At 65.1% G+C, this 24,334-nt stretch carries 33 protein-coding genes and 9 tRNA genes; 14 read left to right on the top strand and 28 right to left on the bottom strand.

The features are described from left to right. Positions 1-3: 3 nt before the first annotated feature. The 28 genes from JI746_RS21630 to JI746_RS21495 all read right to left on the bottom strand — a co-directional run bounded on the left by JI746_RS21630 (position 4) and on the right by JI746_RS21495 (position 16,373). Complete coding sequence (locus tag JI746_RS21630) at positions 4-1,464, bottom strand: hypothetical protein (RefSeq protein WP_201692358.1); 1,461 nt, start codon at positions 1,462-1,464, stop codon at positions 4-6. 9 nt (positions 1,465-1,473) lie between these two features. After that, positions 1,474-2,106, bottom strand: coding sequence for a hypothetical protein (locus tag JI746_RS21625; protein WP_201692357.1), 633 nt, complete (start codon positions 2,104-2,106; stop codon positions 1,474-1,476). 100 nt (positions 2,107-2,206) lie between these two features. Then, entirely contained in the window at positions 2,207-2,905 is a 699-nt protein-coding gene (locus tag JI746_RS21620; protein WP_201692356.1) for a hypothetical protein, read from the bottom strand. Between the two features lie 87 nt (positions 2,906-2,992). Next, the gene (locus JI746_RS21615; protein WP_201692355.1) at positions 2,993-3,670 is read right to left on the bottom strand and encodes a Bax inhibitor-1 family protein; all 678 of its coding nucleotides are present in this window, start codon (positions 3,668-3,670) and stop codon (positions 2,993-2,995) included. 100 nt (positions 3,671-3,770) lie between these two features. Then, positions 3,771-4,253 carry a hypothetical protein gene (locus tag JI746_RS21610; RefSeq protein ID WP_201692354.1) on the bottom strand — a complete coding sequence of 161 codons (483 nt, stop codon included), beginning with the start codon at positions 4,251-4,253 and terminating at the stop codon, positions 3,771-3,773. A gap of 47 nt (positions 4,254-4,300) precedes the next feature. Continuing rightward, a complete protein-coding gene (locus tag JI746_RS21605; RefSeq protein ID WP_201692353.1) occupies positions 4,301-6,247 on the bottom strand; it encodes an AAA family ATPase in 1,947 nt (648 codons plus the stop codon). A gap of 81 nt (positions 6,248-6,328) precedes the next feature. Continuing rightward, positions 6,329-7,618: a helix-turn-helix domain-containing protein gene (locus tag JI746_RS21600; protein ID WP_201692352.1), complete on the bottom strand. Its 1,290-nt coding sequence runs from the start codon at positions 7,616-7,618 to the stop codon at positions 6,329-6,331. A 147-nt stretch (positions 7,619-7,765) separates the two neighbouring features. Further along, positions 7,766-8,662 carry a D-alanyl-D-alanine carboxypeptidase family protein gene (locus tag JI746_RS21595; protein ID WP_201692351.1) on the bottom strand — a complete coding sequence of 299 codons (897 nt, stop codon included), beginning with the start codon at positions 8,660-8,662 and terminating at the stop codon, positions 7,766-7,768. Positions 8,663-9,059: 397 nt separating this feature from the next. Further along, the gene (locus JI746_RS21590) at positions 9,060-9,260 is read right to left on the bottom strand and encodes a hypothetical protein (protein WP_201692350.1); all 201 of its coding nucleotides are present in this window, start codon (positions 9,258-9,260) and stop codon (positions 9,060-9,062) included. Positions 9,261-9,344: 84 nt separating this feature from the next. Then, a tRNA-Trp gene (locus JI746_RS21585) sits at positions 9,345-9,420 on the bottom strand. 9 nt (positions 9,421-9,429) lie between these two features. Further along, positions 9,430-9,506: transfer RNA gene (locus tag JI746_RS21580), tRNA-Arg, on the bottom strand. Between the two features lie 9 nt (positions 9,507-9,515). Then, a tRNA-Asp gene (locus JI746_RS21575) sits at positions 9,516-9,592 on the bottom strand. A 35-nt stretch (positions 9,593-9,627) separates the two neighbouring features. Then, positions 9,628-9,714, bottom strand: a tRNA-Leu gene (locus JI746_RS21570). Between the two features lie 10 nt (positions 9,715-9,724). Further along, positions 9,725-9,800: transfer RNA gene (locus tag JI746_RS21565), tRNA-Arg, on the bottom strand. A 10-nt stretch (positions 9,801-9,810) separates the two neighbouring features. Next, a tRNA-Glu gene (locus tag JI746_RS21560) sits at positions 9,811-9,886 on the bottom strand. A gap of 15 nt (positions 9,887-9,901) precedes the next feature. Then, a complete protein-coding gene (locus JI746_RS21555) occupies positions 9,902-10,195 on the bottom strand; it encodes a hypothetical protein (protein ID WP_201692349.1) in 294 nt (97 codons plus the stop codon). Positions 10,196-10,259: 64 nt separating this feature from the next. Then, positions 10,260-10,337, bottom strand: a tRNA-Gly gene (locus JI746_RS21550). A gap of 11 nt (positions 10,338-10,348) precedes the next feature. Beyond that, positions 10,349-10,425, bottom strand: a tRNA-Pro gene (locus JI746_RS21545). Positions 10,426-10,439: 14 nt separating this feature from the next. After that, positions 10,440-10,528, bottom strand: a tRNA-Ser gene (locus JI746_RS21540). 150 nt (positions 10,529-10,678) lie between these two features. Further along, a complete protein-coding gene (locus JI746_RS21535; RefSeq protein ID WP_236600034.1) occupies positions 10,679-12,364 on the bottom strand; it encodes a transposase in 1,686 nt (561 codons plus the stop codon). A gap of 599 nt (positions 12,365-12,963) precedes the next feature. Next, entirely contained in the window at positions 12,964-13,203 is a 240-nt protein-coding gene (locus tag JI746_RS21530) for a hypothetical protein (RefSeq protein ID WP_201692347.1), read from the bottom strand. A 79-nt stretch (positions 13,204-13,282) separates the two neighbouring features. Further along, complete coding sequence (locus tag JI746_RS21525; protein ID WP_201692346.1) at positions 13,283-13,537, bottom strand: hypothetical protein; 255 nt, start codon at positions 13,535-13,537, stop codon at positions 13,283-13,285. A 153-nt stretch (positions 13,538-13,690) separates the two neighbouring features. After that, the gene (locus tag JI746_RS21520) at positions 13,691-14,365 is read right to left on the bottom strand and encodes a hypothetical protein (protein ID WP_201692345.1); all 675 of its coding nucleotides are present in this window, start codon (positions 14,363-14,365) and stop codon (positions 13,691-13,693) included. Between the two features lie 30 nt (positions 14,366-14,395). After that, positions 14,396-14,860 (bottom strand): hypothetical protein, encoded by a 465-nt coding sequence (locus tag JI746_RS21515; RefSeq protein WP_201692344.1) that lies wholly within the window; start codon positions 14,858-14,860, stop codon positions 14,396-14,398. Between the two features lie 7 nt (positions 14,861-14,867). Further along, positions 14,868-15,233, bottom strand: coding sequence for a hypothetical protein (locus JI746_RS21510; RefSeq protein ID WP_201692343.1), 366 nt, complete (start codon positions 15,231-15,233; stop codon positions 14,868-14,870). A 105-nt stretch (positions 15,234-15,338) separates the two neighbouring features. Next, positions 15,339-15,572 carry a hypothetical protein gene (locus JI746_RS21505; protein WP_201692342.1) on the bottom strand — a complete coding sequence of 78 codons (234 nt, stop codon included), beginning with the start codon at positions 15,570-15,572 and terminating at the stop codon, positions 15,339-15,341. 144 nt (positions 15,573-15,716) lie between these two features. Next, entirely contained in the window at positions 15,717-15,920 is a 204-nt protein-coding gene (locus JI746_RS21500) for a hypothetical protein (protein ID WP_201692341.1), read from the bottom strand. Positions 15,921-15,953: 33 nt separating this feature from the next. Continuing rightward, positions 15,954-16,373: a hypothetical protein gene (locus tag JI746_RS21495; protein ID WP_201692340.1), complete on the bottom strand. Its 420-nt coding sequence runs from the start codon at positions 16,371-16,373 to the stop codon at positions 15,954-15,956. Positions 16,374-16,513: 140 nt separating this feature from the next. Here JI746_RS21495 and JI746_RS21490 point away from each other — a divergent pair, with 140 nt between their 5' ends. The 14 genes from JI746_RS21490 (at position 16,514) to JI746_RS21420 (ending at position 24,273) form a co-directional block, all read left to right on the top strand. Beyond that, positions 16,514-16,720 carry a hypothetical protein gene (locus tag JI746_RS21490; RefSeq protein WP_201692339.1) on the top strand — a complete coding sequence of 69 codons (207 nt, stop codon included), beginning with the start codon at positions 16,514-16,516 and terminating at the stop codon, positions 16,718-16,720. Positions 16,721-16,798: 78 nt separating this feature from the next. Further along, positions 16,799-17,251: a hypothetical protein gene (locus tag JI746_RS21485; protein WP_201692338.1), complete on the top strand. Its 453-nt coding sequence runs from the start codon at positions 16,799-16,801 to the stop codon at positions 17,249-17,251. Between the two features lie 411 nt (positions 17,252-17,662). Beyond that, positions 17,663-18,091: a hypothetical protein gene (locus JI746_RS21480; RefSeq protein ID WP_201692337.1), complete on the top strand. Its 429-nt coding sequence runs from the start codon at positions 17,663-17,665 to the stop codon at positions 18,089-18,091. Further along, entirely contained in the window at positions 18,088-18,369 is a 282-nt protein-coding gene (locus JI746_RS21475; RefSeq protein ID WP_201692336.1) for a hypothetical protein, read from the top strand. Before JI746_RS21480 ends, JI746_RS21475 begins: the two co-directional genes overlap by 4 nt. A gap of 63 nt (positions 18,370-18,432) precedes the next feature. Further along, positions 18,433-18,807, top strand: coding sequence for a hypothetical protein (locus JI746_RS21470; protein ID WP_201692335.1), 375 nt, complete (start codon positions 18,433-18,435; stop codon positions 18,805-18,807). Positions 18,808-18,870: 63 nt separating this feature from the next. Next, positions 18,871-19,218, top strand: coding sequence for a hypothetical protein (locus tag JI746_RS21465; protein WP_201692334.1), 348 nt, complete (start codon positions 18,871-18,873; stop codon positions 19,216-19,218). Between the two features lie 22 nt (positions 19,219-19,240). Next, on the top strand, positions 19,241-19,462 hold the full coding sequence (locus JI746_RS21460) for a hypothetical protein (RefSeq protein WP_201692333.1): 222 nt from the start codon (positions 19,241-19,243) through the stop codon (positions 19,460-19,462). Between the two features lie 156 nt (positions 19,463-19,618). Beyond that, positions 19,619-20,620: an ADP-ribosylglycohydrolase family protein gene (locus JI746_RS21455; protein ID WP_201692332.1), complete on the top strand. Its 1,002-nt coding sequence runs from the start codon at positions 19,619-19,621 to the stop codon at positions 20,618-20,620. A 151-nt stretch (positions 20,621-20,771) separates the two neighbouring features. Then, a complete protein-coding gene (locus JI746_RS21450) occupies positions 20,772-21,047 on the top strand; it encodes a hypothetical protein (protein ID WP_201692331.1) in 276 nt (91 codons plus the stop codon). 118 nt (positions 21,048-21,165) lie between these two features. After that, on the top strand, positions 21,166-22,296 hold the full coding sequence (locus JI746_RS21445; RefSeq protein ID WP_201692330.1) for an RNA ligase: 1,131 nt from the start codon (positions 21,166-21,168) through the stop codon (positions 22,294-22,296). 56 nt (positions 22,297-22,352) lie between these two features. Then, on the top strand, positions 22,353-22,949 hold the full coding sequence (locus JI746_RS21440; RefSeq protein ID WP_201692329.1) for a hypothetical protein: 597 nt from the start codon (positions 22,353-22,355) through the stop codon (positions 22,947-22,949). Positions 22,950-23,268: 319 nt separating this feature from the next. After that, on the top strand, positions 23,269-23,598 hold the full coding sequence (locus JI746_RS21430) for a hypothetical protein (protein WP_201692327.1): 330 nt from the start codon (positions 23,269-23,271) through the stop codon (positions 23,596-23,598). Further along, a complete protein-coding gene (locus JI746_RS21425) occupies positions 23,571-23,771 on the top strand; it encodes a hypothetical protein (protein WP_201692326.1) in 201 nt (66 codons plus the stop codon). The genes JI746_RS21430 and JI746_RS21425 overlap by 28 nt, the downstream gene beginning before the upstream one ends. Before the next feature lie 91 nt (positions 23,772-23,862). After that, entirely contained in the window at positions 23,863-24,273 is a 411-nt protein-coding gene (locus tag JI746_RS21420) for a hypothetical protein (protein WP_201692325.1), read from the top strand. Positions 24,274-24,334: the final 61 nt, after the last annotated feature.

Below are 24,334 nucleotides of genomic sequence, written 5' to 3'. Positions count from 1 at the left end.
TCCTCAGCGGCCTTCGTTGGCGAATGCCTTGGCGCGGGTCCGCGTCTTCTTCGGCGCGACCTCGGCGGCGGCCTGGAAAGCGAGCACGGGCAAGGCGTGGGTGTACGGGTCCACGTAAGTTGCCGTCGTTGCACCCTGCCAACCGCAGGGGTCAGCCTCACCAACCGCCCTTCGGGAAAGAATGAGGGTCAGCGCGTCGGCCAGGCCGTTGTGGCTCTCCAGCTCCCCGGACGTGTCGGAGTACGCAATATGCGGGTCCGCGGCGTCCTTCAGGTTGTCCCACAGCATCAGCACCTTCTTCGGGTCGGCGGCGCTCAACTGCGGCCGAAAGCCCGTAAACATCTGCGTGCGGATGTACTCGGCGGAATTCAGCACGCGTTGTCCCCACGTCTTCAGCGCGTTCTCGATGGGTTTGGCGTCTCCGAAGTCCGGCAGGCACAGGCGTGCGACTATCTCCGCGCCAGCGGGGGCGACGCCGGTGACTTTGCCGTTGGCGACAGTCAGGCTGATAGTGAGCGTCTTGGGTTTGCGCTTGTTGGTCGCAGGGTCCAGCCACTTGTGCGTCAGCTGCACGCGCAACTCGGAGTTCGAGGCCGCGACGATGGCTCGAGCACCCGGACCCACGTTGTGCCGCATGGTCCGCTCGGAGAGCCGTTCGACGAGCGCACCCCTGTTGCTCTCCATCCAGGCTACGCCATGCGCCAGCGCCGCGAGCGGGCTGCTTCCATCAGGCAGCACGAGCTCGTCGCTGCTTTCCAGGACACGCTCATCCCTGAAACTCCCTGGTCGTGCACCGAGAAACGCGCGGGCCGACACGGGGCCCCCGGGCGTCCAGGTGACGCCCACTTCGACGCAGCGGTCATCCGTGTTCCCGAGCACCACGGAAAAGGGCTTCTTTTCGCCGTTGGTCAGGGCCTCTCGCAGGGGCTCGGCATAGGCCATCACCACGCGCCAGCCCTTGCCAGCGGTCTCGCCCAGAAACTCCAGCATGGGGGCGGCGATGCGGACTGCCTGCAGCACCCTGCGCTGACGCGCAGGGTCAGCCTGAAGCTCCAGGAAAGCGTTGGCCAGCCACTCTGGCCCCAGTTCGGACGCCATCTCCGGCGTGAGCTGCGCGCCGCTTGCGACGGGGCCGTGCCCCACCAGCAGGCGCCCGAGGGCCTTCGCTTGCGCGCTGCTGCCGCTGAGAAAGCGCAGCCCTTCGTTCAGCGGGTGCGTCGGGGGCAGGCCGGTGTCCTGGACCAGGATAGCCGACAGGGTGTCAACCCACCCTTCCGGGGCTTCCGTGAGTTTCTTCGTGAGGGAAATTGCGAGCCCGCCGCCGACATTCTTTGTGATGCTCTGTTCGAGAACGCATTTGTCATCCGCGTGAGAAACCCGAATGTCGCAGGCGTAGCCCTGAGCTTGCAGGGCAGGGAACACCTCGGAGCGGACGGCATCCTCGTACCAGAGCATCTCGTCCATGGTCTGCTCTCAGCGGCCCTCGCCGCCACGGACCTTCGTCCACGGTGCCTGACGCGCGGCGCGTTCGTCCTTGACGCGCTCCAGCATGCCGGCAACGAACTTGTTCACGTCGTCCATCGAAGCGCCGACGAGAAGCTCCCCCAGGGTGTCCATCATGGCGGGCTTCAGCCCCAGCACGCGCCCTTTGGAGTCCACGAAAAGGCTGACGTCGACCGGCTTGTCAGCGCCCTGGAAGCGCACCAGTGCTTCCGGCGTTCCGTTGGAAGCCGTGCGGAAGGTGACGCTCTCGAGGACAGGCGGCGTGAAGCCGGGTGTCCCCAGGGGGTAGCCCATGACGTCCCGAACCACCTCGAAGGCCTTGGCCAGGCCGAAGTGCTTGATGTCCATGTGCATCGGCTCGTCCGGGTAGTAGGCCGTGCCCGAGGCGTCGTACTTCTCCACCGTGAGCACGCCCTTGTCGAGCTCGAGCACCACGTCGTCGCCGTCCTGCGGGTCATGAAGCACCCAGGTGTCGGCGTTCTCGCGCTCGACCTGCAAGAACGAGCAGTTCGGGTCGAGCTGGATGACTTTCTCCATGAAACGCATCACGCCGGCCAGGGCCGCCTGGTCGGGGGTGAGGTCTTGCGCACTGGTAGCAGGCATTCCGAATCTCCGAGGGCTGTTTCGCGCCCTGAAGATGCCGGGCGCCGGGCTTGTTCACCCGTTTAGACCTGCGCGGCAGGCCGCCCGTTAGCTATACGCGTTACCGTGCAAAGGCGAGGTCCGAGGCACGCCGCGAGGCAGAAGGGCGTGCGGGGGCAACCAGCAGCGGTGGTGCCGCCGGGGCGCGCCAAGCGCTGAGCATTCGGTCCACGCGATGGCGCATGAAGAAATACGGCCCAGTGAGCTCCTGCAGGCGCTCCTCGGACGGTAGGAGCGGCGGCAGCTTGGCCACGTGCCGCTCCATGGCAGCGACGAAGTGCTCCGCCAGCGTGGCGAGCCGGTCCGTGTAGTCGGCGCGCGGAAACGAGTGGCAGCCCACGTCCTTTCCAGTGAGCAGCGCGCCCTGCAGAAGGAAACGCGCCAAGTCGGCCTCTCGCTCCAGAACGGCGTGCCTGCCCTTGAACGGCGCTTCTTCCTTCCAGCTCCAACTGCGCCGCGGGGTGTCCGGGAACTGCTCTCGATACCATGCCGGGTAGGCTCGTCGAGCGCCCGGTCCGCCGATGTCCCAGGTCTCGCCAAAGGCAGAGACGACGTAGTGGTACTGGGAGCCCAGTGTGCCGCACAGCAGGCGACCCGTAGCTGGCGGAAGCAGGGACAGCAGGGCGTGCGCGAACTCGCGGCATTCGCCGTCCCGGTAGCGGGACATGTGCTTCGGGTTCACTGCGAGAACCGCAAGGACGCGGGCCAGCTCGCCAGCGTCTCCAATAAGGCGCTCGGACGCCAAAGCGTTGTTGTTCATGCAAGCTTTGACCGCAGCCCAGGAACTGCATTCGCATGCCCGAAAAGAGAAGGCCCCGCGAGGGGCCTCGTTCTGTAGCTCTGGCGCTCAGTCCTTGTTGCCGCTCAGAAGGCGCAGCAGGCTGAGGAACAGGTTCAGCATGTCCAGGTAGATGCTGACCGCTGCCACGATGTAGTTGTCTTCTTCACCCGTGACGATGCGGCTCACGTCGTACAGGATGTAGGCCGTGAACAGCATCGCGCCGGCTGCACCGAGGGCCACCGAGAGCCACGCGGCGGGATAGAACATCGCGATGATGCTAGCCAGCAGAAAGACCACCAGCGCCGCGAACAGGAACCCGCTCCAGCGGCTGAAGTCCTTGCGCGTGCGCATCACGTATTGCGAGCACGCGAAGGTGGCTGCCGCGGTCAGGAGACCTGCCATTCCGACGGCCTGGCCGCCGCCCTCGGTCGCCAGCTGCAGCGCGACGACCGGGCCGAGGGTCACGCCTTCCAGGCCGGCGAAGACGGCGAGCGCGACCAGACCCCAGGCAGTCTTGCGCTGCCAGAACACAGCGAACAACGCGACGAGGGTTGCCGCGAACCAGCCCCAGATGAAGCCGCTTTCCTTGAAGGTCTCCACGGGAATCAGCGCCACCGAGGCGAGGCCGGCGACGGCGGTCACCGCCCAGACGGCTGCCAGCGTCAGGAAGGTATTGGAAAGGGTCTTGCGGACAGCGGGGCTCAGGGGCTCCGCGGCAAAAGCAGAGAGGATGTTTTCGTTCATTGTGAGGTTGCGGTTGTTGGAGCCAGTTAGACAGCCGGCATCCGGGGTTGTTGTACGTGCTGCGCGTAGCAACCGGTCGCGCGGACCGGTGCTCGAGGCATCAGGCGTGCGGGCCGTGAACGAGCCAAGTCAGTACTGCAGGATGCGTTACCGCGCAAACGAAGGCTGCCGTCAGGCTGTAGCGCTCCAGCTTGCCCCACCCCCTGAACGCGGTGCCGACCGCGCTCACTGCAAGAAAGCCCACGCTCGCCTCTGCGCCGAAGGACAGGGGTGCCCACAGCAGGACGCTGGCCAGCACGAACCCGACTGCCCCGGCAACCAGCAGGACGGCGCTTACCCGGAACCAGCTCTTGGCAGGCTGCTGCTGCCTCTGTGGCTCCGCGACCGGCGTCGTCTGCATCACGGCGCCGCCGAACAGCAGAAGGGCAGGAACAGCCGCCGCGAGGGGCCAGCCGGTCGCGAGCGTCAGAAGCCAGGTTGCGAGCGCCGCGAGGGCGCAAAGGAACAGCAGCACGAGCACGAGCGGCGCCCCGGTCAGTGCGGGTTGCGCAACTGCGCTGGGTTGGTTGGTTGCATCAGTCATTCGTCTCTCCGAAAGTGGTTTCATGCGGCGTATAGCGACCGCACGAGTTAGACAGTGCTGGACGCCGGCGCGTCGCACTTCGCGGCGGCCAGACCTTCCATCAGGTCGAACACTTCGTCCTTCGACAGAACGAACCTGTCCAGCAGCACGCCTTTGAGGACTTGCATCAGCTGCTCGTAGCCGCGCAGCGCGGTGAGCGTCTGCTCATAAAGCTCCGCGGACTTCGCCTCGATGGCGGCGAGCGCCTTCTCGTCGACGCCCTTGGCCTGCAGCTGGCTGTAATCCAGCTTGGAGCGGGAGTAGAGCGACAGGCGCGCCACCACGGTCTGCAGGATGCGGGTGGCTTTCTCGATGTCGGTCTGGCTGCCGGTGGAGACGCCCGACTCGCCGTAAAACATCTCTTCCGCAGCCGCGCCGCCATACAGCTGCATCACTTCCTGCTCCAGCTCCTGGCGCGTATTGAGTTTCGCGTCCTCGCCGGCGGAGAGCACGAATCCTAGGGCGCCCATCTTGGACACGGCTTCCGTGCTGATTTTCAGTGTGCGGCACTGCGCCTTGACTTCAGCCAGGCTCTTTCCCTGCTGCAGCAGCGGGTGGACGGCCATGAAGAAGTGGCCAAGCTCGTGCAGAGCGATGCGCTCGCGCTCGCGCGCCTTGTCCGCAGTCGTGGCGCGGTCCGTCAGGCCGATGGCCGTGCGCTCGAAGGCTCGGAACAGCAGCTCCGTGTTGATGACGGCCTTCTCCTGGATGGCAATCATGCTGGCACGGTCCACCGTGCTCTCCAGCAGGGCCGGACTCAGGTTGGCAGTGATTTCGGCCACCTGGCGCAGGTCGGTGTTGGCCCAGTCGACGCACTCGGGTGCGCGCTTGGCCAGGAACGCTTTCAGCAGGGCTTCGCGCTCTGCCCGGTTGGGCAGGCGGAAGTTGATTTTCACCTGGAAGCGGCGCAGCATGGCCTCGTCCATCTCGGAGTTGGCATCGTCGAAGTTCGAGGCGACCACCCAGATGACGCGGCTGCCGTCGTCCTTGACGCCCACGCCATCGAGCAGTCCCAGCAGCATGTTGGCGGTGTCGTCGTCGTACTTGCGCTGGCCGCGGCCGCGCGGCATGAACAGGCTCTGGGCCTCGTCCAGGAAGATGACGCAGTTGCCCATCTCGCACGCGCGAGCGTACAGCTTCGTCAGCGTGCGTGAGCCGCCGCCCACGAAGCCGGACTCCAGCCCGGAGCCGGACGCGGTAATGAGCGGCATGCCAAGTTCCTTGGCCAGGTAGCCGGCGAGCTTGGTCTTGCCAGTGCCGGCCGGGCCGGTGAACATGACGTTGAACGGCTTGTCGATGCCGTGGGCTGCGTACTTCTCGCGGTCACGAATCATCTCCACCAGATGCGAGACCTCGCGCTTGATGTCGTCCATGCCGATGAGGTCGTCCATCGAGCCCTTCAGGTCTGCCGGCTGGAGCATGTTCGCCTTGCTGGCCATACCGGGCATGCCGGCCTTCATCATGTAGACGGCGAACGCCAGAATGAACAGGGTCGGCAGGAAGCGCATCACGAAGTCGCCCACCGCGCCAGCCGCGCCGGAATCACCTTCGCCGCCTTCGAGGACGGCGGGGTTCGCGGCGAGGAACTTCTTGTCGGCAATCTTGTAGGGCACGCTGTTCTTCAGCAGCACCTCGCGCTCCAGCGCGTAGTGAGACGAGCTGGGGACCTGCACCACGTGCAGCTTGTTCTCGCCGCCGAGCTTGTAGACGTAGCGGGGACGCTCCGCGGTGGGCTTGGCCACCAGCAGGTACTCCAGGCGCTCTTTCTTGGCGGGCAGGGCGGTGACCTCGCCGATGTCCTGCGTCAGCACCACCTCGATGGTCGGCTTCTTCGGCGTGCCGCGGACTTCCTGCACAACTGCGACCAGCTGCACCGACAGCACCAGCAGGAGCACGCCCAGAAGGGCGTAGCGGGCGAACGGGTTGGCGATGAAGCGCTTGAGGAAGTCAGGCATTCGAGTTCTCGTGTTGTTCTTCTCGTATAGCGAACGACCCTGCCGGGCGGTGCTGCGCGGCAGGGCGTGGCGCCGAGGGCGTCAGGCGAGCTGCGCCTTCAGCTTCTCGATGGCTTCGTCCAAGCCTTCGTAGCGGCTCTTGCCCTTCGCGTAGCTTCCGGCCGAGCCCTGGTTGCGCCGCATCTCGATGCCGTGCAGCTTCAGCAAGCCGCGCAGCACCGCACCGGTTGCCGCAGTTCTATACGGGGTGAACACCGCCCACGCCTGGTTCCAGCCCTGCGCGCGTAGCGCTGCGAGAATCGCGAGTTGGTGGCCGGCCTCGAGGCTTCTCGCCTGTTCCATCGCTTCGTCACTCACAGTACGGTCGCGGTGCTCCACCAAGCCACCACGCTGCAGAGAGCGGTGCACGGTTTTGTAGGTCAGTCCCAACTGTTCTGCGATTGCGTCGACGGTCATCCCCCGCTTGCGCATCCTGATGATTCGCGTCGCCAGGCGAGCGGGGACGGTGACCCGCCCCTGGCCGCAGTAGCCCACCTCTGCGCGCTCGCTACGCGCGACCTCTGCAACCCTGTATTCGTCGGAACCCATCGCCCTAGCGGCTTGTCGAACATCACCGTTTGCAGCCGCAACCGCCGCCAGAATGGCGTCCCAGTCTTCGTTCGAGCAGGTGCGGGCAAATTCCACCGCGCGGCGAGTTTTCGTCTCGTGCGAGCCGGCGTTCTCGACGGGGGCGGTGCCTTTGGCGTTGTGCAGGACGTACTGCACGGACGTCGGGTTGATGCCGAACCGAGCGCCCAGGTCCGTCGACGAGACACCAGCCAAGTGCAGCGCCCACAGCTTGGCCGTCTCGGCGGGAGAGAGCTTGTTGCCGGAGACTTTTGCGACGTGGAGTCCGAGACGACGCGTCACTTGCGGGGTCACGCCAAAGCGGAACATGCGGCTGCGGAAAGTTCCGACCGTCGACCCGATTGACGACGCGGCTTCTTCTTGCGAGAGGACGCCCGTAAGCGCGCAGAGGTACGCGGCGGCCTCGGCACCGTGGATGCGGAACTTGCCGGCACGGCCAGCGACACGGCACCCGAGGGCGTCCGCAGGACCAGCGGCCAAAAACACCATGGCTGCCAAGGCACTTTCTCGGGTCACGGGGCCAGGGGCGACGACGAACGCTGGACGCGGGCCCTTTGTCGCGGAGCAGGCTTCTTTCGCCGTTGACGTCACGGTGACGGAGAGCAAGTTTTCTCCGTGACGGCTTTCGAGTTCCTCGATGCTCTGCTCGATGCTCTCTTCAGCAACAGACAGGCACCCAGCGGGCATGAACCCGCGGACGCGGTACGTGATTTCGTGCGCGACGGTCGGGGAGTAGTCAGTCATTCGAGTTCTCTGAATTCAGTTGCGATACCCCGTATAGGCATCGGCTCTTTCAGACAGTGCTCATCGCCGCGCATTTCACGCCGCGGTCAGACTCTCGACAGGAAATCACTTGCGGGACCGGAAAAGTAGTTCTCCGCCCCCAGGTAATCACCGCGACCGCTTCGGTCTTGCAAGCGTTCGAGCTTTTCTGCCATGTTTCTTGGCTGCGAGCTTCGCGCTGGCCTTGAAGGTCTTCGAGAGGGACGCGACCGCTTCCGTGGCCCCGCCGTCCACCCAGTTCTTGATGGCAATGAGGTCTGCGGTGCGCTTCTGCGGGCTGTTCGCCCCGAGCAGCACCACGACCAGTTCCTTGCCGGCTTCCTGCAGCTTCATCACGATGCAGCGGCCGGCTTCCTGGATGTAGCCGGTCTTGGAGAGCTCCACCTTCCACGAGGGCGATGCGACCAGCGGATTCGTGTTGTGGAACGCCGCGGCGCGCGCGACGGGCCCGGAGTACTGGGTCGAGGTCGTGAACAGCGTGATGGGCTCGTAGCTCTCGGCAGCCAGCACCATGCGCACCAGGTCACGGGCGGTGGCGCGGTTGCCCGGATTCAGGCCGGTCGGGTCGCGCATGACCGCGCCGTCCATCCCTAGGAGCTTGGCCTTCACGTTCATCGCGCGGACGAAAGCAGGCTTGCCACCTGGATAGTGACGCGCCAGCGCGGATGCCGCACGGTTTTCGGAAGACATGAGCGCCAGGTGCAGCATGTCCTTGCGCGGCAGACTGGTGCCCACGGGCAGCTTCGACGAGCTGGCCTTCAGCCGGTCGACGTCTTCGTCGGCCACCGTCAGCGGCTCGGCCAGGTCCGGCTGCGCATCCAAGGCGACCATCGCGGTGAGCACCTTGGTCACAGACGCAATCGGCGCCGGCGTGTCCGCGTTCTTCTCCAGCAGCACCTTGCCGCTGGTGGCGTCATAGACGACGGCGTGGTTGGAGTTCAGCCGCGGGGCGGCGTTCGCTGCGACAGCAGCAAGTAGGACGATGACGAGCGCGGCGGACTTCATGTTCTATCGGTACTGGGCGGGCCAAACCAGGTAGACCGCGGCACCGCGGCTTTGTGGCGCAAAACGCCAATGCGCTATACGAAGGCAATGACGCCTATCACGACCCACGCCGGAATCACGGCGAGCTCCACCGCGCGCCAGTCCCGCCAATACGCGACGAGCGACACAAGGAAGGTCAAGACAGCAGGGGCCAAGAGCCAGCTACCATGCGTGGCGAGGATGTGAAAGAGGACAGCGACGGCGAGCAGCTCGCCAACCCACAGCGGGTCGGTGAACAGTCGAACGAGCTTTGCGGGCCGGCGGGGCATTGCGGTTGGCGGTTGATGTTCGGCTTCAGGGGAAGTGCCGGTTCAAACCTGTATAGACAAGGCAGCACGCGCGTCATGCACGCGAGCAACTAGAAGACGACGAAAGCCAACACCAGGTAGGACAGGCTCGCCAGCCACTCCACGGCGCGGGAGCTGCGCCAGAAGCCCAGCGTGCCCGCGACGAAGGTGCCCGCCGCAGCCGCCGCGAGCCAACTGCCATCGCGCAGCAGAATGGACAGCAGCAGGAACGTCAGGCAAAGCTCCGCCAACCACAGCGGGTCGGTGAGCATCTGCGCGAGCTTCGAATTCGTTGCTGTCACGGCGGCTTCCGGTACATCCTGGTTAGACCGGTAGCCGTCGCGCGCGTGATGCGGTGGCACAGGGAGAGGGACTCGAACCCCCAGCCTTCGAGTTTGGAGCTCGCTGCTCAGCCAGTTGAGCTACCCCCGTGCGGAATACTGGTGCGGCTGGCAGGACTCGAACCTGCAACCCCTGGCTTCGTAGGCCAGTGCTCTAATCCATTGAGCTACAGCCGCTATGCGTTCTGGCGGTCCGTGCGGGACTCGAACCCGCGGCCCCCGGCGTGACAGGCCGGTGCGCTATCCAACTGCGCTAACGAACCAAAGAGAAGGGCTCCGCGTGCGAAGCGCTTTCCTTTGGTGCCCGAGGCGGGACTCGAACCCGCACGAGGTTTCCCCCACTGCGCCCTCAACGCAGCGCGTCTACCAATTCCGCCACCCGGGCAGGTGTCATCTGGCGCGCCTGGAGAGAATCGAACTCCCGACCCCTCGGCTCGGAACCGAGCGCTCTTTCCACTGAGCCACAGGCGCAAAACAAAACTGGAGTCCCGTACCGGAATCGAACCGGTGTGCCCACCGTGAAAGGGTGGTGTCCTGGGCCGCTAGACGAACGGGACGCTGTTTCTTTGAATTCAACGCGGAAGCTTCTCCGCGACCTTCTTGACCTTCTGCGCTGCGGCGTGCGCCTTGTCCGCCGCCGAAGCAGCGCCCTTGGCTTTCTCGGCGGCCACGGCGGTGGCCTTCTGCACGAACGCCTTGGCTTCTTCAGCGCCCCCAGGCTTCTGGAAGAACTGGAAGGCCAGCACCGCCACGAGGACGACCACGCCCCACTTCACTGCGGTGGAAATCACCTTCAGTGCGATGAGCACGGCCACCACCGCGAGGGCAGCGCCTGCGAACGGTGCGAGCTGGGACAGGTCAGGCATGGGCTTCTTCTTGGATGCTTTACCCGTATAGCCACCGCACCGCTCTAACGGTGCTCGCATCGACTGGAGCGGGCGGTCGGAATCGAACCGACGGCTTTGCTGCTTGGAAGGCAGTTCCCTTGGGCCCCTCGGGCACGCCCGCGCTGAAGTTCCTGGTCGGAGTGCAAGGACTTGAACCTTGGACCCTCTGCTCCCAAAGCAGATGCGCTACCGGACTGCGCCACACTCCGAAAAACGTGTTCTGCAGAGAAGAAGGGAGTCGAACCCTTGTGCCGACTCGCGTCGACAAACCGCTTAGCAGGCGGCTCCCATCGGCCTCTCGGGCACTTCTCTGCAAAAGACGCTTGAACGTCTCGAAAACTGGTCAGGGGTTCGCGACCACCCAACAATCTTTAGACCGCTCCTGAACCCGGCAGCCCGGATTTTCCGGTGCAGAGAGGACGGTGGCCGAGCAGTTCTGCCACCTCGGTAGGGCTTGCGCCGCTACGCTCGCACAGACGGCAATGCCGTCTCGCCGGCCAAGGTCAGTAAGCGTTTCCGCCCCGACACCCTGACTGCGGGGTCTTCCCGCACGAGCGCCCTTTCGCAGGGCCGTACCGGCTCACGAGCGATGCGCCGCCAAGGGTGGGCCCTGTGCTGAGGCTTCGTCCAGGCTGGCGAAGTCCAGGCAGTAACACCACCTTTCACCGGAACAAGAAGTGTCTTGCCCGGCTGCGGCGCGCGTTCGCGCACCTGCTGTGAACGCCGGGCTATCGCTACTGCGGCGGCCTCATGCGTCGTGATGCCCAGGGGCACCGAATACTTAATCCTGCCAATCACCGACGTATAGGCGGGATTGACGCTCAAAACTTCAATACCGGCGTCCAGCGCACGCGCTTCGAAGAGGGTGCGGATGCGGCCATACGCGAAGGACGACAGCATTCGCGCATAGGCTGGGTTATCTTTGCCCAGAGAACGCTTCTTGGCCCTGAAATCTAGTCGCTCAAGCACAAGAGGCTTCCGCACCGACGCGACGTGTGCAATCACCGCCTTCACCGCATCACCGATAACCGCGCCCGCTTGGTTTGTGCTCAAACCCCGCGTGCGGCACGGAACGCTGAACGCCTTGATGCAGTTACCGAAATGGTCCGTCTCTGCAACTGCCAAGTGGTCCGCATTAACATCCACCGCAACACGGCCGGCTGCGCGGCTGCTTGTTATTTCTAGTTGAACAGCTTCGACGGCCACAAACACTTGCCAGCCCTCGGAATCGCGCACGAATTGCCAGGTCAGGGCAATGCCGCCCTCAACGTTCTTTTCCGAGAACTTCTCGCCTTTCGCGTTGGCTTCGGCGCGCGCCTGGGACTCGCAAACTCGTCTCAGCTCGTTCCGGCGAAGAGCGTCCAGCACCTGGTCGTGCCCATAGGCGAACCGAACCCCATGCACCTCAGCGTGCGTGCCGTGTTGGCCGACTAAAGCGCTGGGCAGACGAATACGCAAAGACAACGACCCGTCGAGGGCGGCCTTAGCGACGCAGCCCTGGCAGCCCGCCATCTCTCCTTTTGACCCCAAAACCACAAACTGGTTGTCCCGCGCCGCACGCCACGCCGCCAGCCACTCTTCGTGCGATGCGTAGCCCCGGTCTTCGAGCCGGAACTGGGCGTGGAACAGCCTACGCGAGCCGAAGCACATTGAGACCTGATGGCTTGCCTCTTGAGAGATAAGGTCCGTCAGCCGCAGCTGCAAGATTGCACGCCGACGCGATTTCTGATGAATTGTGAACAGAACAACTTTGCGCTGCTTGTGCGTCAGGAGCCTACGCTGGGTCCGGTCCTTGCTATAGCGTCCCTTTGCCAGAGATTCCTGCAGTCCCAGGATGGCGCTATCAAGCCGACCAATGCGGTCTCGCAGGTCTTCGATATTGAGCTTGCGGCCCTCGCGCACTGAGTCTCGCTTGCCTTCGAGCTGCATTTCGAGTGCGTTGAACTGTCGACCCGTAAGCCCGAACTCCTTCAAAGCTGCGTTCTTGAAGCTGTCGATTCTGCACACGCGGCCGGTTGCTTTCGTTTGTGCTTCGGCGCGTGCGTGCAGCGTTCGCATTGCGCTCCCGAACACGCGTGCGTATTCCGAAAGCGCCGACTGGGTGCTTTCTGAAACCGAACAACGTGTGCGATAGGTGCGATGGCTCACTTGTGTAAGGCCGACTTTGTAGAGAATTGTTCCACGACCACAGGCCCCAAAGAGGCGGGCATCGCACCCGCGAATGAGCTCCATTGAGGTAGAGCCTTACCTTCGGGAGCTTCGCGCTCCACGGTGACCTAAGAACCATCAACAACCAACCAGCGGGCAGAACAGCCCCAGGTGCGCTGACTCCGCAAAGCGAGAGCACCAAAACAAAACCCCTGCTTTCAGGGCAGGGGCTTCGGGGGTTCCGAGTTGCCTGCCCTTTGACGGCAGGCCCTTGGTGTCAGGGTCGTGCCATCAAGTAGCCCGCGCGTTCCGCCCAGGCCCGCTCGCCCGGCGCTGCGCCAACGCGCTGCCCGCTGCGGTCAGCAGGGCTCGCGAACGCGAAGTTGGGGGCAAGGGTGATGCTCATGGATGCTTTGACCGCGCAAATTGGCTGGCATTTCACGCACACACAAAAAAAATCTCCCGGCGCGGTGCCAGCGCCTGCGAGCGGCGACATTTCGGCCAGGAAGTCGGTGACCGCGCAGCGAATGCCTACGAGCGCAGGCATTCGGCGCAAGGAAAAGCGACCTCGCAAGGTCGCTGGAATCAAAGGCGGGGGTCTAGGCGCTTCGCGCGACCTCGTAGCTCACGCCGGCGTACTGGGCGCAGCCGCGGATGAACGCGTCGCTCAGGGCGGAGCGCTTGCGCATGCCTTGTCTGACTTGGCGCATGAAGCCGAGCGTCACGCACAGGGCGTCCGCCTGCTGCCGCTCGTCATGCCCCTTGCGGTCGGCAGCCGCGTCGAGCAGTTCGCACAGGCGGGCGTTTTCGGGATTGGCGCGGTGAAGGAAGCTTTGCATCGGGTGTCCTGAAGTTGTGCGCCGAAGCGCAAATGTGCATCTACTCCTATGTGTAGCTACACACCTTCAGAAACGGTGCTCAGCGCCCCCACCCGCGCCGGCCGTCCTTGGGTTGCTCGCGCGCCGCCTCGGGCGGCCGCGGCTGGTTGGCCAAGGGCACGCACCACCACGCTTGGCGCACCGGGGCGCCGGCCTTGGGGGTGTCCTCGAAACCGGAAATCATCAGCCCGCCACGCTCGATGCGTGTGACGTGCGCGTTATTGAGGCCCGTCAGGGCGTTGCTGCCGATGTCGTTGAGCAGCCGCGCCTGCAGCACCGGCTGGCCGGCAGGCATACGGCGAAGCGTGAGCCAGCCCGTGCGCGCACTGGCGCGGGCTTCAGCCTTCTCCAGGCGCGCCCCATCCCGGCGCAGCGGATAGCACTCGCACCACACTGTATAAGCATACAGCATCCAGGGCGTAGACGGAGCACCGCCGTCCCCGCCCGCCTACACATCCGCCAGCGGGCCCGGCACGCGGCCCCAGACCGCGATGAAGTCCGGCGAGCCGTTGTGTGCGCGTGAATACAACCAGGGCGGCTCGAAGCTCACGTGCGGCAGCTTCCAGATGGACTTGCCGCGGTGCACGTGGCGGTTGCCAATGAACACGTAACTCTCGCACTGCGCGATGACGTCCTCTTCGGCCACGCCGTCCTGGTTGCCGCCCGCGTCGTGCCGGTCTGCCTCGTACTTGTGCGTCACCCACGCCGCGACGACCACCTTCGGCTTGTAGTGCCGCACCGCGGCTTGGGCGTCGCGTTCCTGGACGTTCGCGCCGTACTGCACCACCGGTTGCTGAAGCGCCCGGTAGTAGGCTGCAATCTCCGGGCGCCGCTGCATGCAGCTATCCGCGGCGGTGATGCCGAGGGCTTCGGCCAGCACGCCGTTGCCGGCGCCAATCTCTAGCGCCGAGCGGCCCCCGATGAATCGGCGCAGCCACTCGACGAGCTCCGTGGTCGGCAGGACATACGCGGCAGTGCGCGCGCCGAAGACGGCGCGCTCTTCCACGCTCGTTGAGGCATAGAAGCTCGCCGGCAGGACCTTCAGCCGTCCGCGCGCGGTCAGCGCCTCGGTGCGAAGGTCTCGGGTCAGGTACGGGTCGAAGCGGCGGAATTCGATGCTCATGGCCAGGCGCCATGATGCCGCAGCCCTGGCTTAGGGGGTCAGCACCAGGTCGCGCACGCGCACGGCGCGCATCTCCTTGCGCAGCACCGGTGACGCGGGCGAAACCTGCATCTCGTGCAGCAGGAACTCCTGCACGTTGCCGGCGAAACGCGCCACGACGCCTGGCGTGCCGTCCGCGGCCAGCGGCAGCTTCTCCAGCCGGGTGAGCCCCAGGTTGGCGACGGCCTGCTGCTGATACGCCCGGAATTCGGCGGCATGGCGAGGATGGGCGTGTGGACTTGCAGGCATGGCGATGAGGTGCCCTGGCCAGTCGCTCGCGGTCAAGAACCAGGTCGCGTCGTCACCGTAGACGGCCAGGTGCTCGGCGGACATGCCCCGCCGCAGCAGCAAGGGAGTCGCGCAGCGCAGCTCCGGGCCGGCAAGAGCTTCTGCTTCGGCCGTGGTTGCTGCGCGCACCAGCGCCCACTTGGAGCGGTTGCGGAACGCGTACAGCATTCACACCTCAGCCCGGAAACGCAAACACGGCGCGCGGAGCCGGAGCAGCAGGGGCCGATGCCACGCGGGAAGCGGCGACGAGGCGGTCGAACTCCGCGTAGGCAATCGCGCGAAGGTGATTGTCGAGGGCCACGGAGATGCCGTGAAAGAGGTTCCCGCCTTCGCTGGCCAGGTTCGCGGCTTCGCGGTCGAGCCCGAGCCAGAGGTTTTCACCCAGCAGGCGGGTGAGGGTGGCATTGTCCACGACGCCGTGCATCGCCGCATCGCGCAGGCGCTCCTGGGCCACGGTGCGGTCCACGGTCGGGTCGTACGTGAACTCGTCCAGCGCCTCGGCGCGGGCGCGGTCTTCCAGGTAGGCGAGGGTGATGGTCATTGAGAGCAGTTTCGAGAGTGGGTGGCTGTACTTCGTATAGCTATCGGCCCTCTGGCGGGGTGCTCTCCACGGCCATGAAGAAGCCCGCGCGAGGCGGGCGTTCAATCAGCTTTCGAGGTACTTGCCTGGGTTCCGGTCGAAGTCGGCGTTCACCGCGTGGAACCAGGCCACCGAATGCGCTGCGCAGTTGTCGGGCATCGAGGCGAGGTTGCTGGCCTGCTCCTGGGTGACGGGCAGCGTCTGGTCTTCGCCCGTGTAGGCCCGCCGCGTCAGCGTGAGCGCCTGGGTGTCGCAGGAGAAGGAAACGCCGTTGAAGAAGGGGGTCTTGGTGGTCGCCATGGCTGAAGCTCCTTGGAAAGAGTTGGTGGTAATGCGTATAGGTATCTCCCCCGTCAAGCGGTGCTCGCGTCGGCGCCGCCGCGCGGCCTCGGCGCCAGCCCCGCGCTCGGCGCAGTGAGCAACTCCCGGTACGCGGCTGAGACGTCAGACTTCCATGTGGTCGAGAATGTCGTCGTAGCACAGATGCGGGTTGTCCACCAGCACGCGGCCCACGGCCTCGAAGATGGAACGCGCGCCCAGCGCCACGCGGTCCCCGTTCGGGTCGTCGGTGGCCAGCAGGTGTGCTTTCTCAGGCCGCACGACGATGAGGAAGGTCGGTACAACTTCAAGGGGCAGGGTGTCGGTCATTCAGGTCTCCGGTTCAGACGTGTTTCGCAGGAATCAGCGCAAGCGCCGGACTTTCAGATTGAGCCGTCCAGGGCAGCTCACGCTTACCGCGAATGTCGGGCCGGCGTACCGAAGCTCGACGGGTGTGCGGCTGCGTTCCGCCCCGGCCTTCACCAGGCGGTTGAACTCCTGCGTGCCGAGGGCGAGCAGGTGGTCGTTCAGCGCGTCGGCCAGGCCAACGAACAGGCTGCCGCACTCACCAGCTTCGCGCGCCGCATCCGCGTTGCGGCAAATCTCCGGGTTCTGCGCCAGAACCAGCAGGAGCTCTTGCGCTTCCAGGTTCGCCTGGGCGTGCTCCATGAATTCGTCGTAGAAGCTCACGTCGCCGGGTTCGCCGCTCCTTGCGAACAGGTGGCGAGCGAACTGGAGAACGCGTTTTTCGAGGTCTTGGAGACAGGGGGCGGAAGCGGTCATCTGTTGCTTTCGGGTGGTGTTCTTCGTATAGGCACCAGTGCGCTCAAACGGCGCTATTTTCACTCGGCAAACGCCTCGACAAGAGCACCTGATTTGAAGGGCGGTTGCTATACGAAAGACACCGCTTCAACGGAGTTCAGATGCCCACTTCCAGCACCCTCGCCACCCCCGGCGACTGCCCTTCCAATGCCTGCGTCGAGCAAGACGTGTCCACCGGCGACGCTCGCGTGCGCGCCGGCACGCGCGAGCGCGTTCAGCGCACCCTTGCCGACTTCCGCAAGGCGTTCAGGGGCTTCAGCAACGGGTACCGGCAGGGCATGAACCTCGTGCTGCCGATGCAGGAGTGAGGGGCAAAAGCCACCTCGGAACGAGCACCCGCCGAGGGTGCTTGTACCTATACGAGGTATGACCAACCCGGAGCACGAATGACCCAAGCAGCGTCTCTCGCCAAGAATTTCACCGCCACAGTTTTCGCAGACCGCGGCCTCAACGTGGCCTATGACCCCTGCTACCAGAGCCCGACCGAACGGGACTTCGTGGCGCTGCGCGCGGACGTGACCGTCAGCGCCGAGGCACGGCAGAAGTTGACCACCCTGTGCGCGACCGCGGCGGAAGTCCTGTGGAAGGGGGACAGCACGCGCTGCCTGCGCACGGACAGCTTCGACGTCGGCGGCATCGAGTGCACCGTGAGCGACGAAGGCCCCTCGCAGACGCTGGACTATGCGTTCGAGGAAGTGCGCTGCTATGCCGATGGAAGCGTTGCGCTCGTGGAAAAGGGCTGGTCGCTCCAGCTGCTCTTCGACAGGAACGACAGCGAGGGCACCTGGGAGCACTTCGTGAGGTTCAACCTGGCCGACCTGCGGGAAGCGGTGAACTGACCGACCGCGGGGAAGTCAAGTTCCCAACACGGAACTTCACTTCCCTTGGGCGGGGACCCCAGCCGCTGCCGAAGCTCCAGTTCTGCAGTGAAGATTTCGAGCCACTCCGCATTCGCGAAACCCGAGCATACCGCGCGCACGAGCGGCCCCAGCAGGCCGTTGCCTCGCCGAACGTACTCGCGCGTAGTGCGAACGTGCTCTGTCGGCATGCTGCTCAGTCGTACGGGGCTGCCGTATGCGTCTATCCAAAGCGGCGCCTGCATGACCCGATTTTGCCGCTGCGAGCACGCGCGCGACAAGTGCAGCTTCGAGCACGCGACGCCCTAACACCAGGCGGCGAACAAGGTCGAAAAGGAGCACCCGCCAAGGGTGCTCGTCGCTATACGACGTATGACCAACCCGAATCGCTCGATGCCTGCTTCCAACACCCTCATTGCCACCAAGTCCGACTGCTGGGCCGTGCACTACGACCCCGGCGTGGACGACAAGACCGAGCTGCCGTACAGGGCTGCCGGGTTTCGGGCGGAAATCTCCGCCGAAGACCACTCGCGACTGAACGGACTGGCAGCCGCAATCGGCGCGCACGGTGTCGGCCAGGTGCGCTTCGAACCGCACCACTTGCCGAGCATCAAAGTGCTGTCCACCGAGGGCGAGTACGTCATCGACTTCACGGTGACCGAGATTGCCGTGGATGCATCCGGGGACGTGACCCTCTACGAGGAAGGCTTCAACGCGGACTACGCGCTGGACGCAATGCCCGAAGGCGGCGACGGCCACTGGTGCAACCACATCGTCATCCGCCTGAGCGACTTCAGGCGCCCGGCGCACGGCCCTCAATGAGACCGGCGCTGGACTTCGACGGGACGTACACGGAAGACCCGGAGCTCTGGGACGGTTTCATCGCCGCCGCCCGCAGCCGGGGGCACGAGGTGCTGTGCGTCACCATGCGGCACGAGCACGAAGGAGCCCGGGTGCGCTCTCGCTTGGAAGGGCGAGTGGACGCCATCGTCTACACCGGCAGGAAAGCCAAGCGGCCGTTCCTGGAAGGGCTCGGCCTCGCCATCGACGTGTGGGTGGACGACTCGCCGCACTGGGTGAACGAAGACGCGACGGACTGACCGCGCCGAGCACCGCCCCGAGAGGCTGTTCGCTATACGAAGAACAACACCTCGAAGCAGCCAATGTCCATCGCCAATCTCATCGTCTACGGCACGCGCGAGCCCACCCCTGAACAGGTGGCCGAGGTCGAGGCGCGCCGCCAGGAGTGGGAAGCAGCCCACCCCGAGGAACCCCGCCAGGTCGAGCCCGCCACCGAGCCGGTGATGCCGCTCTTCGTGGCCGTGCGCCTGACGGGCCGCTGCCTGGAAGGTGAGCGCGACGGGGGCCGCCTGGAACACATCGTCGCCAGTGAGGCAGTCGGGGCCTGGGGCAAGGCCCTCTGCCACGCCCGCCCCGGCCTGCGGGGCAACGGTTGGTCGCCCGGCTGGCTCACGCTCGAAAACGCCACCTGCCCGCGCTGCGTGAAAGCCGCCAAGCGGCTGGGACTGCTCGCCTGAGGGCAGGGAGCACCACCGCGAGGGCGCGTTCGCTACACGTGAAACAACCAACCGAAGCGCCCAATGAAACTCGTTAACCGCAAGACCTTCATGAGCCTGCCGGCAGGCACGCTGTACTCCGAGTACATGCCGTGCCTCTTCGGCGCGCTGCACATCAAGGAAGAAACCTTGAAGGACCCGCAAAGCGGCGCGGACGTGGGCTGGTACGCCACGCCAGTCGGCAGCGCCTTCGACGTCGAGAACGAAATTGACTTCCTCGCGGACCACTTCCACGTCGGCGTTTCCGCCCCACTGTCCTTCGAGCAGCCGGCACCCGCCGCCGACTTCGACGACTCCGCCCTGTATGCCGTCTGGGAGCGCGCAGACGTGCGCGCCTTCGTGACCAGGCTCTTCGCTGGCCCCTACGCCTGAAAACATATTCTTTGGAGACCAGATGGCCACCCCCACCTGCATCGCGCATGCCTGCGCGCTTCGTTACCGCGCCGATGGTGAAAAGGGCATGCCCATCCTGGAGCCCGCGACCGTCATCCCCAACCCGCGCGACACGCACCGCCTCGACTTCAAGTTCGCGGATGGCTCCGAGCTGGTCGTGCAATTCGCCCAGGACGGCCCTTGCAGGGGCAGCGTATATCTGGCCTGGGGCGACGGCAAATGAAGGTCGCAGTGACCGCCGCCAACGTGATGTGCTGGGCCTGCACCGTGGTTGGTTGACGCCGCGGCCGGCCTGCCCCCGCTGGCCCAGACTGCTCTCCGGCGAATGCATCTTCCAGCGACAGGTCCAACGGAGACCATACCACTCTGACTCCACTCAATGCTTGGCGCCATCATCGGGGACATCCTCGGCTCCCCCTACGAAGACCGATACCCAGGCGAGCTGCCTGAAGGGCTGTTTCAGCCCGCATGCCGCGTGACCGACGACTCCACCCTGACCGTCGCGACCATGGACGCGCTCCTGCACGGTCTCGACCCTGCGGAAACCTATCGCCGATATGCACTGCGCTTCACAGGCGAGATTCCGGACACCTCGATTGAGGGGCGGAAGACTGGCCGCATGCACCATGCCGGTTACGGCCCAAGCTTCGAGGAATGGGCCCGGACGCCGGGTAAGCCCGCGAACATCTCGAACGGCAACGGTTGCGTGATGCGTATCGCGCCGCTGGCGTACATGCCCCTGGACGAGCCCGCACTTCTCGCAGAGGCGGAGCGCTTTACTCGCAGCACACACAACGACGACACGGCGGTGCTGGCCACGCAGGTCTACGTGTTCGCGCTGCGGCGGCTGCTCGATGCACCCGTGCCGGCGAACGGCCGGGGTCCAAAGGTGGAGTGGCCCGCACTTCGCCAAGCTGTCCTGGCCCGCTTCCCTGCGGCCGGACAGATGCTCGGCGACCACTTGGACGAGTATCCCTCACGGGCACAGTGGATGGACCCCAGCCTGCAGGCAAACTGGCTCGCCCACGAGGCGGTTCGTGCAGTCATGGTGGTGCTGAAGGGCGAAGTGGCTAGCTACGAGAAGGCCGTCTCCAGGGCGATTCTGATTGGCGGCGACACCGACACCGTGGGCTGCATCACGGGCGGCCTCGCCGAAGCCCAGTTCGGAATCCCCAAGAGAGTGCTGCAGCGTGGCCGCGAGTTCATCCCGCCCGAGCTACTGGAAATCGTCGACAAGTTCTACGCCGCCTACGGGCGCCCCCGGGACGTGCCCTGCACCGAGGCTGCGGAGCCGCCCGCGGTGACTCCTGCGGCAACGACGCCGGCACACGGAGCCCTGCCGCGTCCCTGGTGGAAACGACTGCTGGGCGTACGGGTGTAAAGCATTGTTCGCAAAGCGACGCCTTTTTGGCAACAACGCTTTCCGTTACCGCCAAGAGCCCGCCATGAGCGGGCCTTCTGTTTCCGGGCTGAGCACCGTCGGCGAGCCCCAGTAGCTATACGAAGAACAACCACTCAAAGACCAGAAGCCAATGAACACGCCCACCAAGGCACCTGCTGCTGTATCGCTCGCCGACAAACCCCCCGAAACCCTGCGCGAGCTCATCGCCCAACTGCAGGAAATTGAAGCCGTCCACGGCGGGGACATCCCCGTTGCCACCATGAATCACGAAAGCGGCGGATTCAGCAGCCTGAACTCGTGCGCAGAAGTGCAAGTGCTCCACCCGCCAAAGAAGTGGCACGGCTGGTGGAACACCGGCCCGTTCTACGAAAGCGGAACGCCCGAGCCAGTCGTCTGCATCTGGTGACCCAAGCCCCCGAAGGGGGCTTTGTTGTTTCTGGGCGCGGCCAGCACCGTTCTGAGGGCCCGGTTCCTACACGAAGAAAGACGCCGAGCAGTTCGGCGTCCTTCGACGGAGCCGAGCCTTGTTCCCGCACATCAACCACATCGACGACCTTCTGCCGCACATCGCCGGCAAGAAGGAAATTGCCCTCACGCCGGGGCCGCAGGGCTGCACCGTGGTCTGCTACACCTGCCAGGATTCCGGCACGTTCGATACGCCTTGGGCTGCCGAGTGCCGCGGCATCGTGTTCGACCGCGACGGCCGCGTGGCCAGCCGTCCCCTGCACAAGTTTTTCAACATCGGGGAGAAGACCGACCTCGCCATGGACGCGCTGCCGTGGGACCAGGTGACGCGCGTCATGGACAAGCGCGACGGCAGCATGATTAACACCGTGCACCTCGATGGCGAGCTGTTCTTGAAGTCGAAGAAGTCCTTTGACAACAAGCAGACTCGCATGGCCTACGAATGGCTGGCAAACCACCCGCACGCCCGCTCTGGCCTGCACGCGCTTGCCGCGCGCGGCTACACGGCGACCCTGGAGCTCACGAGCCCCGCGAACCGAATCGTCGTCGCCTACGAGGGCACGGAGATGCGCCTGCTCCACGTGCGCAACAACGTCACCGGCGCCTACGAGGACCAGCTCCTGCGCTACCTCTCGATGTCGTGGGACATCCCGCTGGTGGACGAAGCCGACGAGACGACTGCTGCCTGCATGGCGCGCCGCGTCTCAAACGCCCGCGAACTCGTGGAGCAGCTGGCGGGCAAGACCGACGTCGAGGGCTACGTCTTGCAGTTCGCCGATGGCTCGATGGTCAAGGCGAAGACGCCCTGGTACTCGCAGCTGCACCGGGTGGTCTCGTTCACCCGCGAGCGCGACATCGCCGAAGCGGCAGCGGAAGAGCGCCTGGACGACATCAAAGCGGCGCTCGAGGGCATGGGCCTGGACATCGCCGCGGTGAACGCGGTCGAGAGCCGGGTGAAGAACATCCTGGTGGCAAAGCAAGCGAGGGTGGAAGAGGTCTTGGCTGAAGCCAAGGCCCTTGACCGCAAGGAATTCGCCGTGCGCTTCCAGAAGGACCCGGACTTCGGCCTGCTGATGCCGGCCTACCTGGGCAAGCCCCTGAACTGGCAGGACTGGTTCAAGAAACACGTTCTGAAGCAGGAGTTCGGGCTGCACTCGCTGCCCGGGATGCCGCTGTCGAACGACGACTGACACCAAAAAAGCAGCACCGTCGCGGGCAAAGTCACACCTACACACGGAACATCACCTTGGAGACCAACACAATGGGCTACAAAAAGCTGTTCGCCATCGGCGCACCGGTGGCTTCCGACGAAGCACTGAATCGAGCGCAGCCGGGACGCGTCTTCGCCGCGGCGCACCTTGCGCTGACAATTGCGCTGGTTGCACCGGTTCTTGCCTTGGGCTGGTTCGGTGTCAACATCGTAGCCGCGGTCCTGGGCGCAACGCTGCAAGGAGCCTCGATAGACGCGCTCGCTGCGTCTGCGGTGAACACGTGGTTTGTAGCCGCGGTCTCCTATTTGCTCGTGAGCAGCGTCGGCACCTGGATGGCGGAGAAGCGGTCGACCTTCGCCCCGATGGCCGAGTGCGATGCAAAGGAAGTGCTCAAGGCGTGCGAAAGTGACCCCGCCCTGACCGCGCACATCACAGGCGTCGTGCGCGCGCGCAAGCTGCGCGGTGGCGACGCGATGGCCACGCTGCGGTACAGGGACCAGCTCGCCACGGTCCGCCGCCACGAGAAGCGCCAAGCAGCGAAGCAGCGCCGGAAGCGCATGCGCAAGGCGCACCCTGCATTGGACACACTGCACTCCCTCGGTGCAGCTTTCGAACCCCGCACGGACGCTTGAATGAGCAACGGCCTAAATGCAACTCAGCGCAAGCGTGGGCGCCAGGCACACAACCGAGAGATTCGCCTTGCTTTGAGCGAAGAGCAACGCATCTCGATTCTCCGAGGGCTCCTGTGGCTCCGTCCTTTGCCCGGCGCGGTGATGGCCGCATATGCGCAGCGCCTTCAGGACATCGAAGAGCGCCGCCGCATCTTCCAAGCCAAGCTCGCTCGGACGTCCAAATAGCAACCCCTCGCGGCAGCAAAGATGCCGGCGAAAGCAGCTCCGTTTCAAACGCGGTTTCGCTATACGTGATACCAGAAAACCGCATCGGAACCCAATGAGCACGCTACTGACCTTCCTCGCCCAACCCACCACGCGGTGGTCCATCGGCGTGCCGTTCGCGCTCATCGCGGCCCTGTGCGCCTATGAGGCGAAGAAGGGCGCCCCGCTGGACAAAGACGTCCTCGCCGTCTGCCTGGGGCTGTTGCCCATCTCCTACCTGCTGTCCTGGTGGACCGGGGGCAGCTTCCATGTGGTGAGCCTGTTCCTGCTCACGCTGCCCTTCTGGATTGGCAGCAAGCGCATCACGCTCGCCCAGTCGGTGACGCTCACGTTCATGCACACACCCTGGTGGTCGACATGGTGGCCAGCTACGTCTACGACCTGAGCCACTACGGTCGTCCGCTTGCGTGGCTCCTGAACGTCGGCGGTGCCGGCAGCCAGGACCTGCTGCTTGTCCTGCCGCTGCTCGCGGGGGCGGTGTGGATTGCGCTCACCGCGTATGCACGGCTGCGCGCGCACTTTGCTGCGCCGCCCGCCGAAGCTGCCAGCTGCGTTTGAAAAAGCAACCAGCGCCCGCGGGTACCGCCCCGAACATGGCGTAAACCGCACCTTCGGACAGAATGCAGCGACCACTGCGCTCGTTCTGTCCATGCACTCTCCCGCGATTTCCTTCCGCGAAAGGCATGCTCCCCTTGGCGACGGCGAGCCGTTCTTCGCCTTCGAGGTGGCGTGGCTTGCGGCCAGCACTGGCACGCTCGTCATCCTGCGCGAAGCTCGCCGGCCAGGTTTCACGCCCGTGCTGGCGACGCACTACGAGCAGGCCGCTCGGTGCGCCTGGTTGGAGTTGCGGCTGCTGCGCCGGCTTCCCCTGCCCGTGAGGTTCTTTCACTGCACCTACGCGCTGCATGCGCGCGGGGAAGTGCACTGGACCTTGCGCGAGGTCAAGGTTCGTGAAGACACGCAGGGGACCCGGCTCGTTTCGTGGACTTCGCCCGACCCGCTGGCGCTGGCGCAACTCCGAACGCAATTGAGCCGCGTGCCGGCGCCACAGCGTTTCTGACGAACCTCAAGCACCGGCAGCCGGCTGGCGCCGGGTGGAAAGCCGCGGTCGCTACAGTTCC

It is taken from the genome of Ramlibacter alkalitolerans (genome assembly GCF_016722765.1).
In the GTDB taxonomy this organism is placed as follows: domain Bacteria; phylum Pseudomonadota; class Gammaproteobacteria; order Burkholderiales; family Burkholderiaceae_C; genus Ramlibacter; species Ramlibacter alkalitolerans.
Note: the sequence above shows the minus strand (reverse complement) of the source record. Positions and strands in the feature narration are given on the sequence as shown.

Coding starts and splice junctions, on each gene's coding strand:
- JI746_RS21500 (WP_201692341.1), bottom strand. CDS start 15,920: ATGACCGACACCCTGCCCCTTGAAGTTGTACCGACCTTCCTCATCGTC.
- JI746_RS21555 (WP_201692349.1), bottom strand. CDS start 10,195: ATGCCTGACCTGTCCCAGCTCGCACCGTTCGCAGGCGCTGCCCTCGCG.
- JI746_RS21620 (WP_201692356.1), bottom strand. CDS start 2,905: ATGAACAACAACGCTTTGGCGTCCGAGCGCCTTATTGGAGACGCTGGC.
- JI746_RS21530 (WP_201692347.1), bottom strand. CDS start 13,203: ATGCAAAGCTTCCTTCACCGCGCCAATCCCGAAAACGCCCGCCTGTGC.
- JI746_RS21600 (WP_201692352.1), bottom strand. CDS start 7,618: ATGACTGACTACTCCCCGACCGTCGCGCACGAAATCACGTACCGCGTC.
- JI746_RS21460 (WP_201692333.1), top strand. CDS start 19,241: ATGGCCACCCCCACCTGCATCGCGCATGCCTGCGCGCTTCGTTACCGC.
- JI746_RS21520 (WP_201692345.1), bottom strand. CDS start 14,365: ATGAGCATCGAATTCCGCCGCTTCGACCCGTACCTGACCCGAGACCTT.
- JI746_RS21490 (WP_201692339.1), top strand. CDS start 16,514: ATGCCCACTTCCAGCACCCTCGCCACCCCCGGCGACTGCCCTTCCAAT.
- JI746_RS21615 (WP_201692355.1), bottom strand. CDS start 3,670: ATGAACGAAAACATCCTCTCTGCTTTTGCCGCGGAGCCCCTGAGCCCC.
- JI746_RS21470 (WP_201692335.1), top strand. CDS start 18,433: ATGTCCATCGCCAATCTCATCGTCTACGGCACGCGCGAGCCCACCCCT.
- JI746_RS21510 (WP_201692343.1), bottom strand. CDS start 15,233: ATGACCATCACCCTCGCCTACCTGGAAGACCGCGCCCGCGCCGAGGCG.
- JI746_RS21425 (WP_201692326.1), top strand. CDS start 23,571: ATGGTGGCCAGCTACGTCTACGACCTGAGCCACTACGGTCGTCCGCTT.
- JI746_RS21505 (WP_201692342.1), bottom strand. CDS start 15,572: ATGGCGACCACCAAGACCCCCTTCTTCAACGGCGTTTCCTTCTCCTGC.
- JI746_RS21515 (WP_201692344.1), bottom strand. CDS start 14,860: ATGCTGTACGCGTTCCGCAACCGCTCCAAGTGGGCGCTGGTGCGCGCA.
- JI746_RS21495 (WP_201692340.1), bottom strand. CDS start 16,373: ATGACCGCTTCCGCCCCCTGTCTCCAAGACCTCGAAAAACGCGTTCTC.
- JI746_RS21480 (WP_201692337.1), top strand. CDS start 17,663: ATGCCTGCTTCCAACACCCTCATTGCCACCAAGTCCGACTGCTGGGCC.
- JI746_RS21420 (WP_201692325.1), top strand. CDS start 23,863: ATGCACTCTCCCGCGATTTCCTTCCGCGAAAGGCATGCTCCCCTTGGC.
- JI746_RS21595 (WP_201692351.1), bottom strand. CDS start 8,662: ATGAAGTCCGCCGCGCTCGTCATCGTCCTACTTGCTGCTGTCGCAGCG.
- JI746_RS21630 (WP_201692358.1), bottom strand. CDS start 1,464: ATGGACGAGATGCTCTGGTACGAGGATGCCGTCCGCTCCGAGGTGTTC.
- JI746_RS21605 (WP_201692353.1), bottom strand. CDS start 6,247: ATGCCTGACTTCCTCAAGCGCTTCATCGCCAACCCGTTCGCCCGCTAC.
- JI746_RS21590 (WP_201692350.1), bottom strand. CDS start 9,260: ATGCTCACCGACCCGCTGTGGTTGGCGGAGCTTTGCCTGACGTTCCTG.
- JI746_RS21525 (WP_201692346.1), bottom strand. CDS start 13,537: ATGCCTGCCGGCCAGCCGGTGCTGCAGGCGCGGCTGCTCAACGACATC.
- JI746_RS21465 (WP_201692334.1), top strand. CDS start 18,871: ATGAAACTCGTTAACCGCAAGACCTTCATGAGCCTGCCGGCAGGCACG.
- JI746_RS21455 (WP_201692332.1), top strand. CDS start 19,619: ATGCTTGGCGCCATCATCGGGGACATCCTCGGCTCCCCCTACGAAGAC.
- JI746_RS21475 (WP_201692336.1), top strand. CDS start 18,088: ATGAGACCGGCGCTGGACTTCGACGGGACGTACACGGAAGACCCGGAG.
- JI746_RS21610 (WP_201692354.1), bottom strand. CDS start 4,253: ATGACTGATGCAACCAACCAACCCAGCGCAGTTGCGCAACCCGCACTG.
- JI746_RS21450 (WP_201692331.1), top strand. CDS start 20,772: ATGAACACGCCCACCAAGGCACCTGCTGCTGTATCGCTCGCCGACAAA.
- JI746_RS21430 (WP_201692327.1), top strand. CDS start 23,269: ATGAGCACGCTACTGACCTTCCTCGCCCAACCCACCACGCGGTGGTCC.
- JI746_RS21485 (WP_201692338.1), top strand. CDS start 16,799: ATGACCCAAGCAGCGTCTCTCGCCAAGAATTTCACCGCCACAGTTTTC.
- JI746_RS21625 (WP_201692357.1), bottom strand. CDS start 2,106: ATGCCTGCTACCAGTGCGCAAGACCTCACCCCCGACCAGGCGGCCCTG.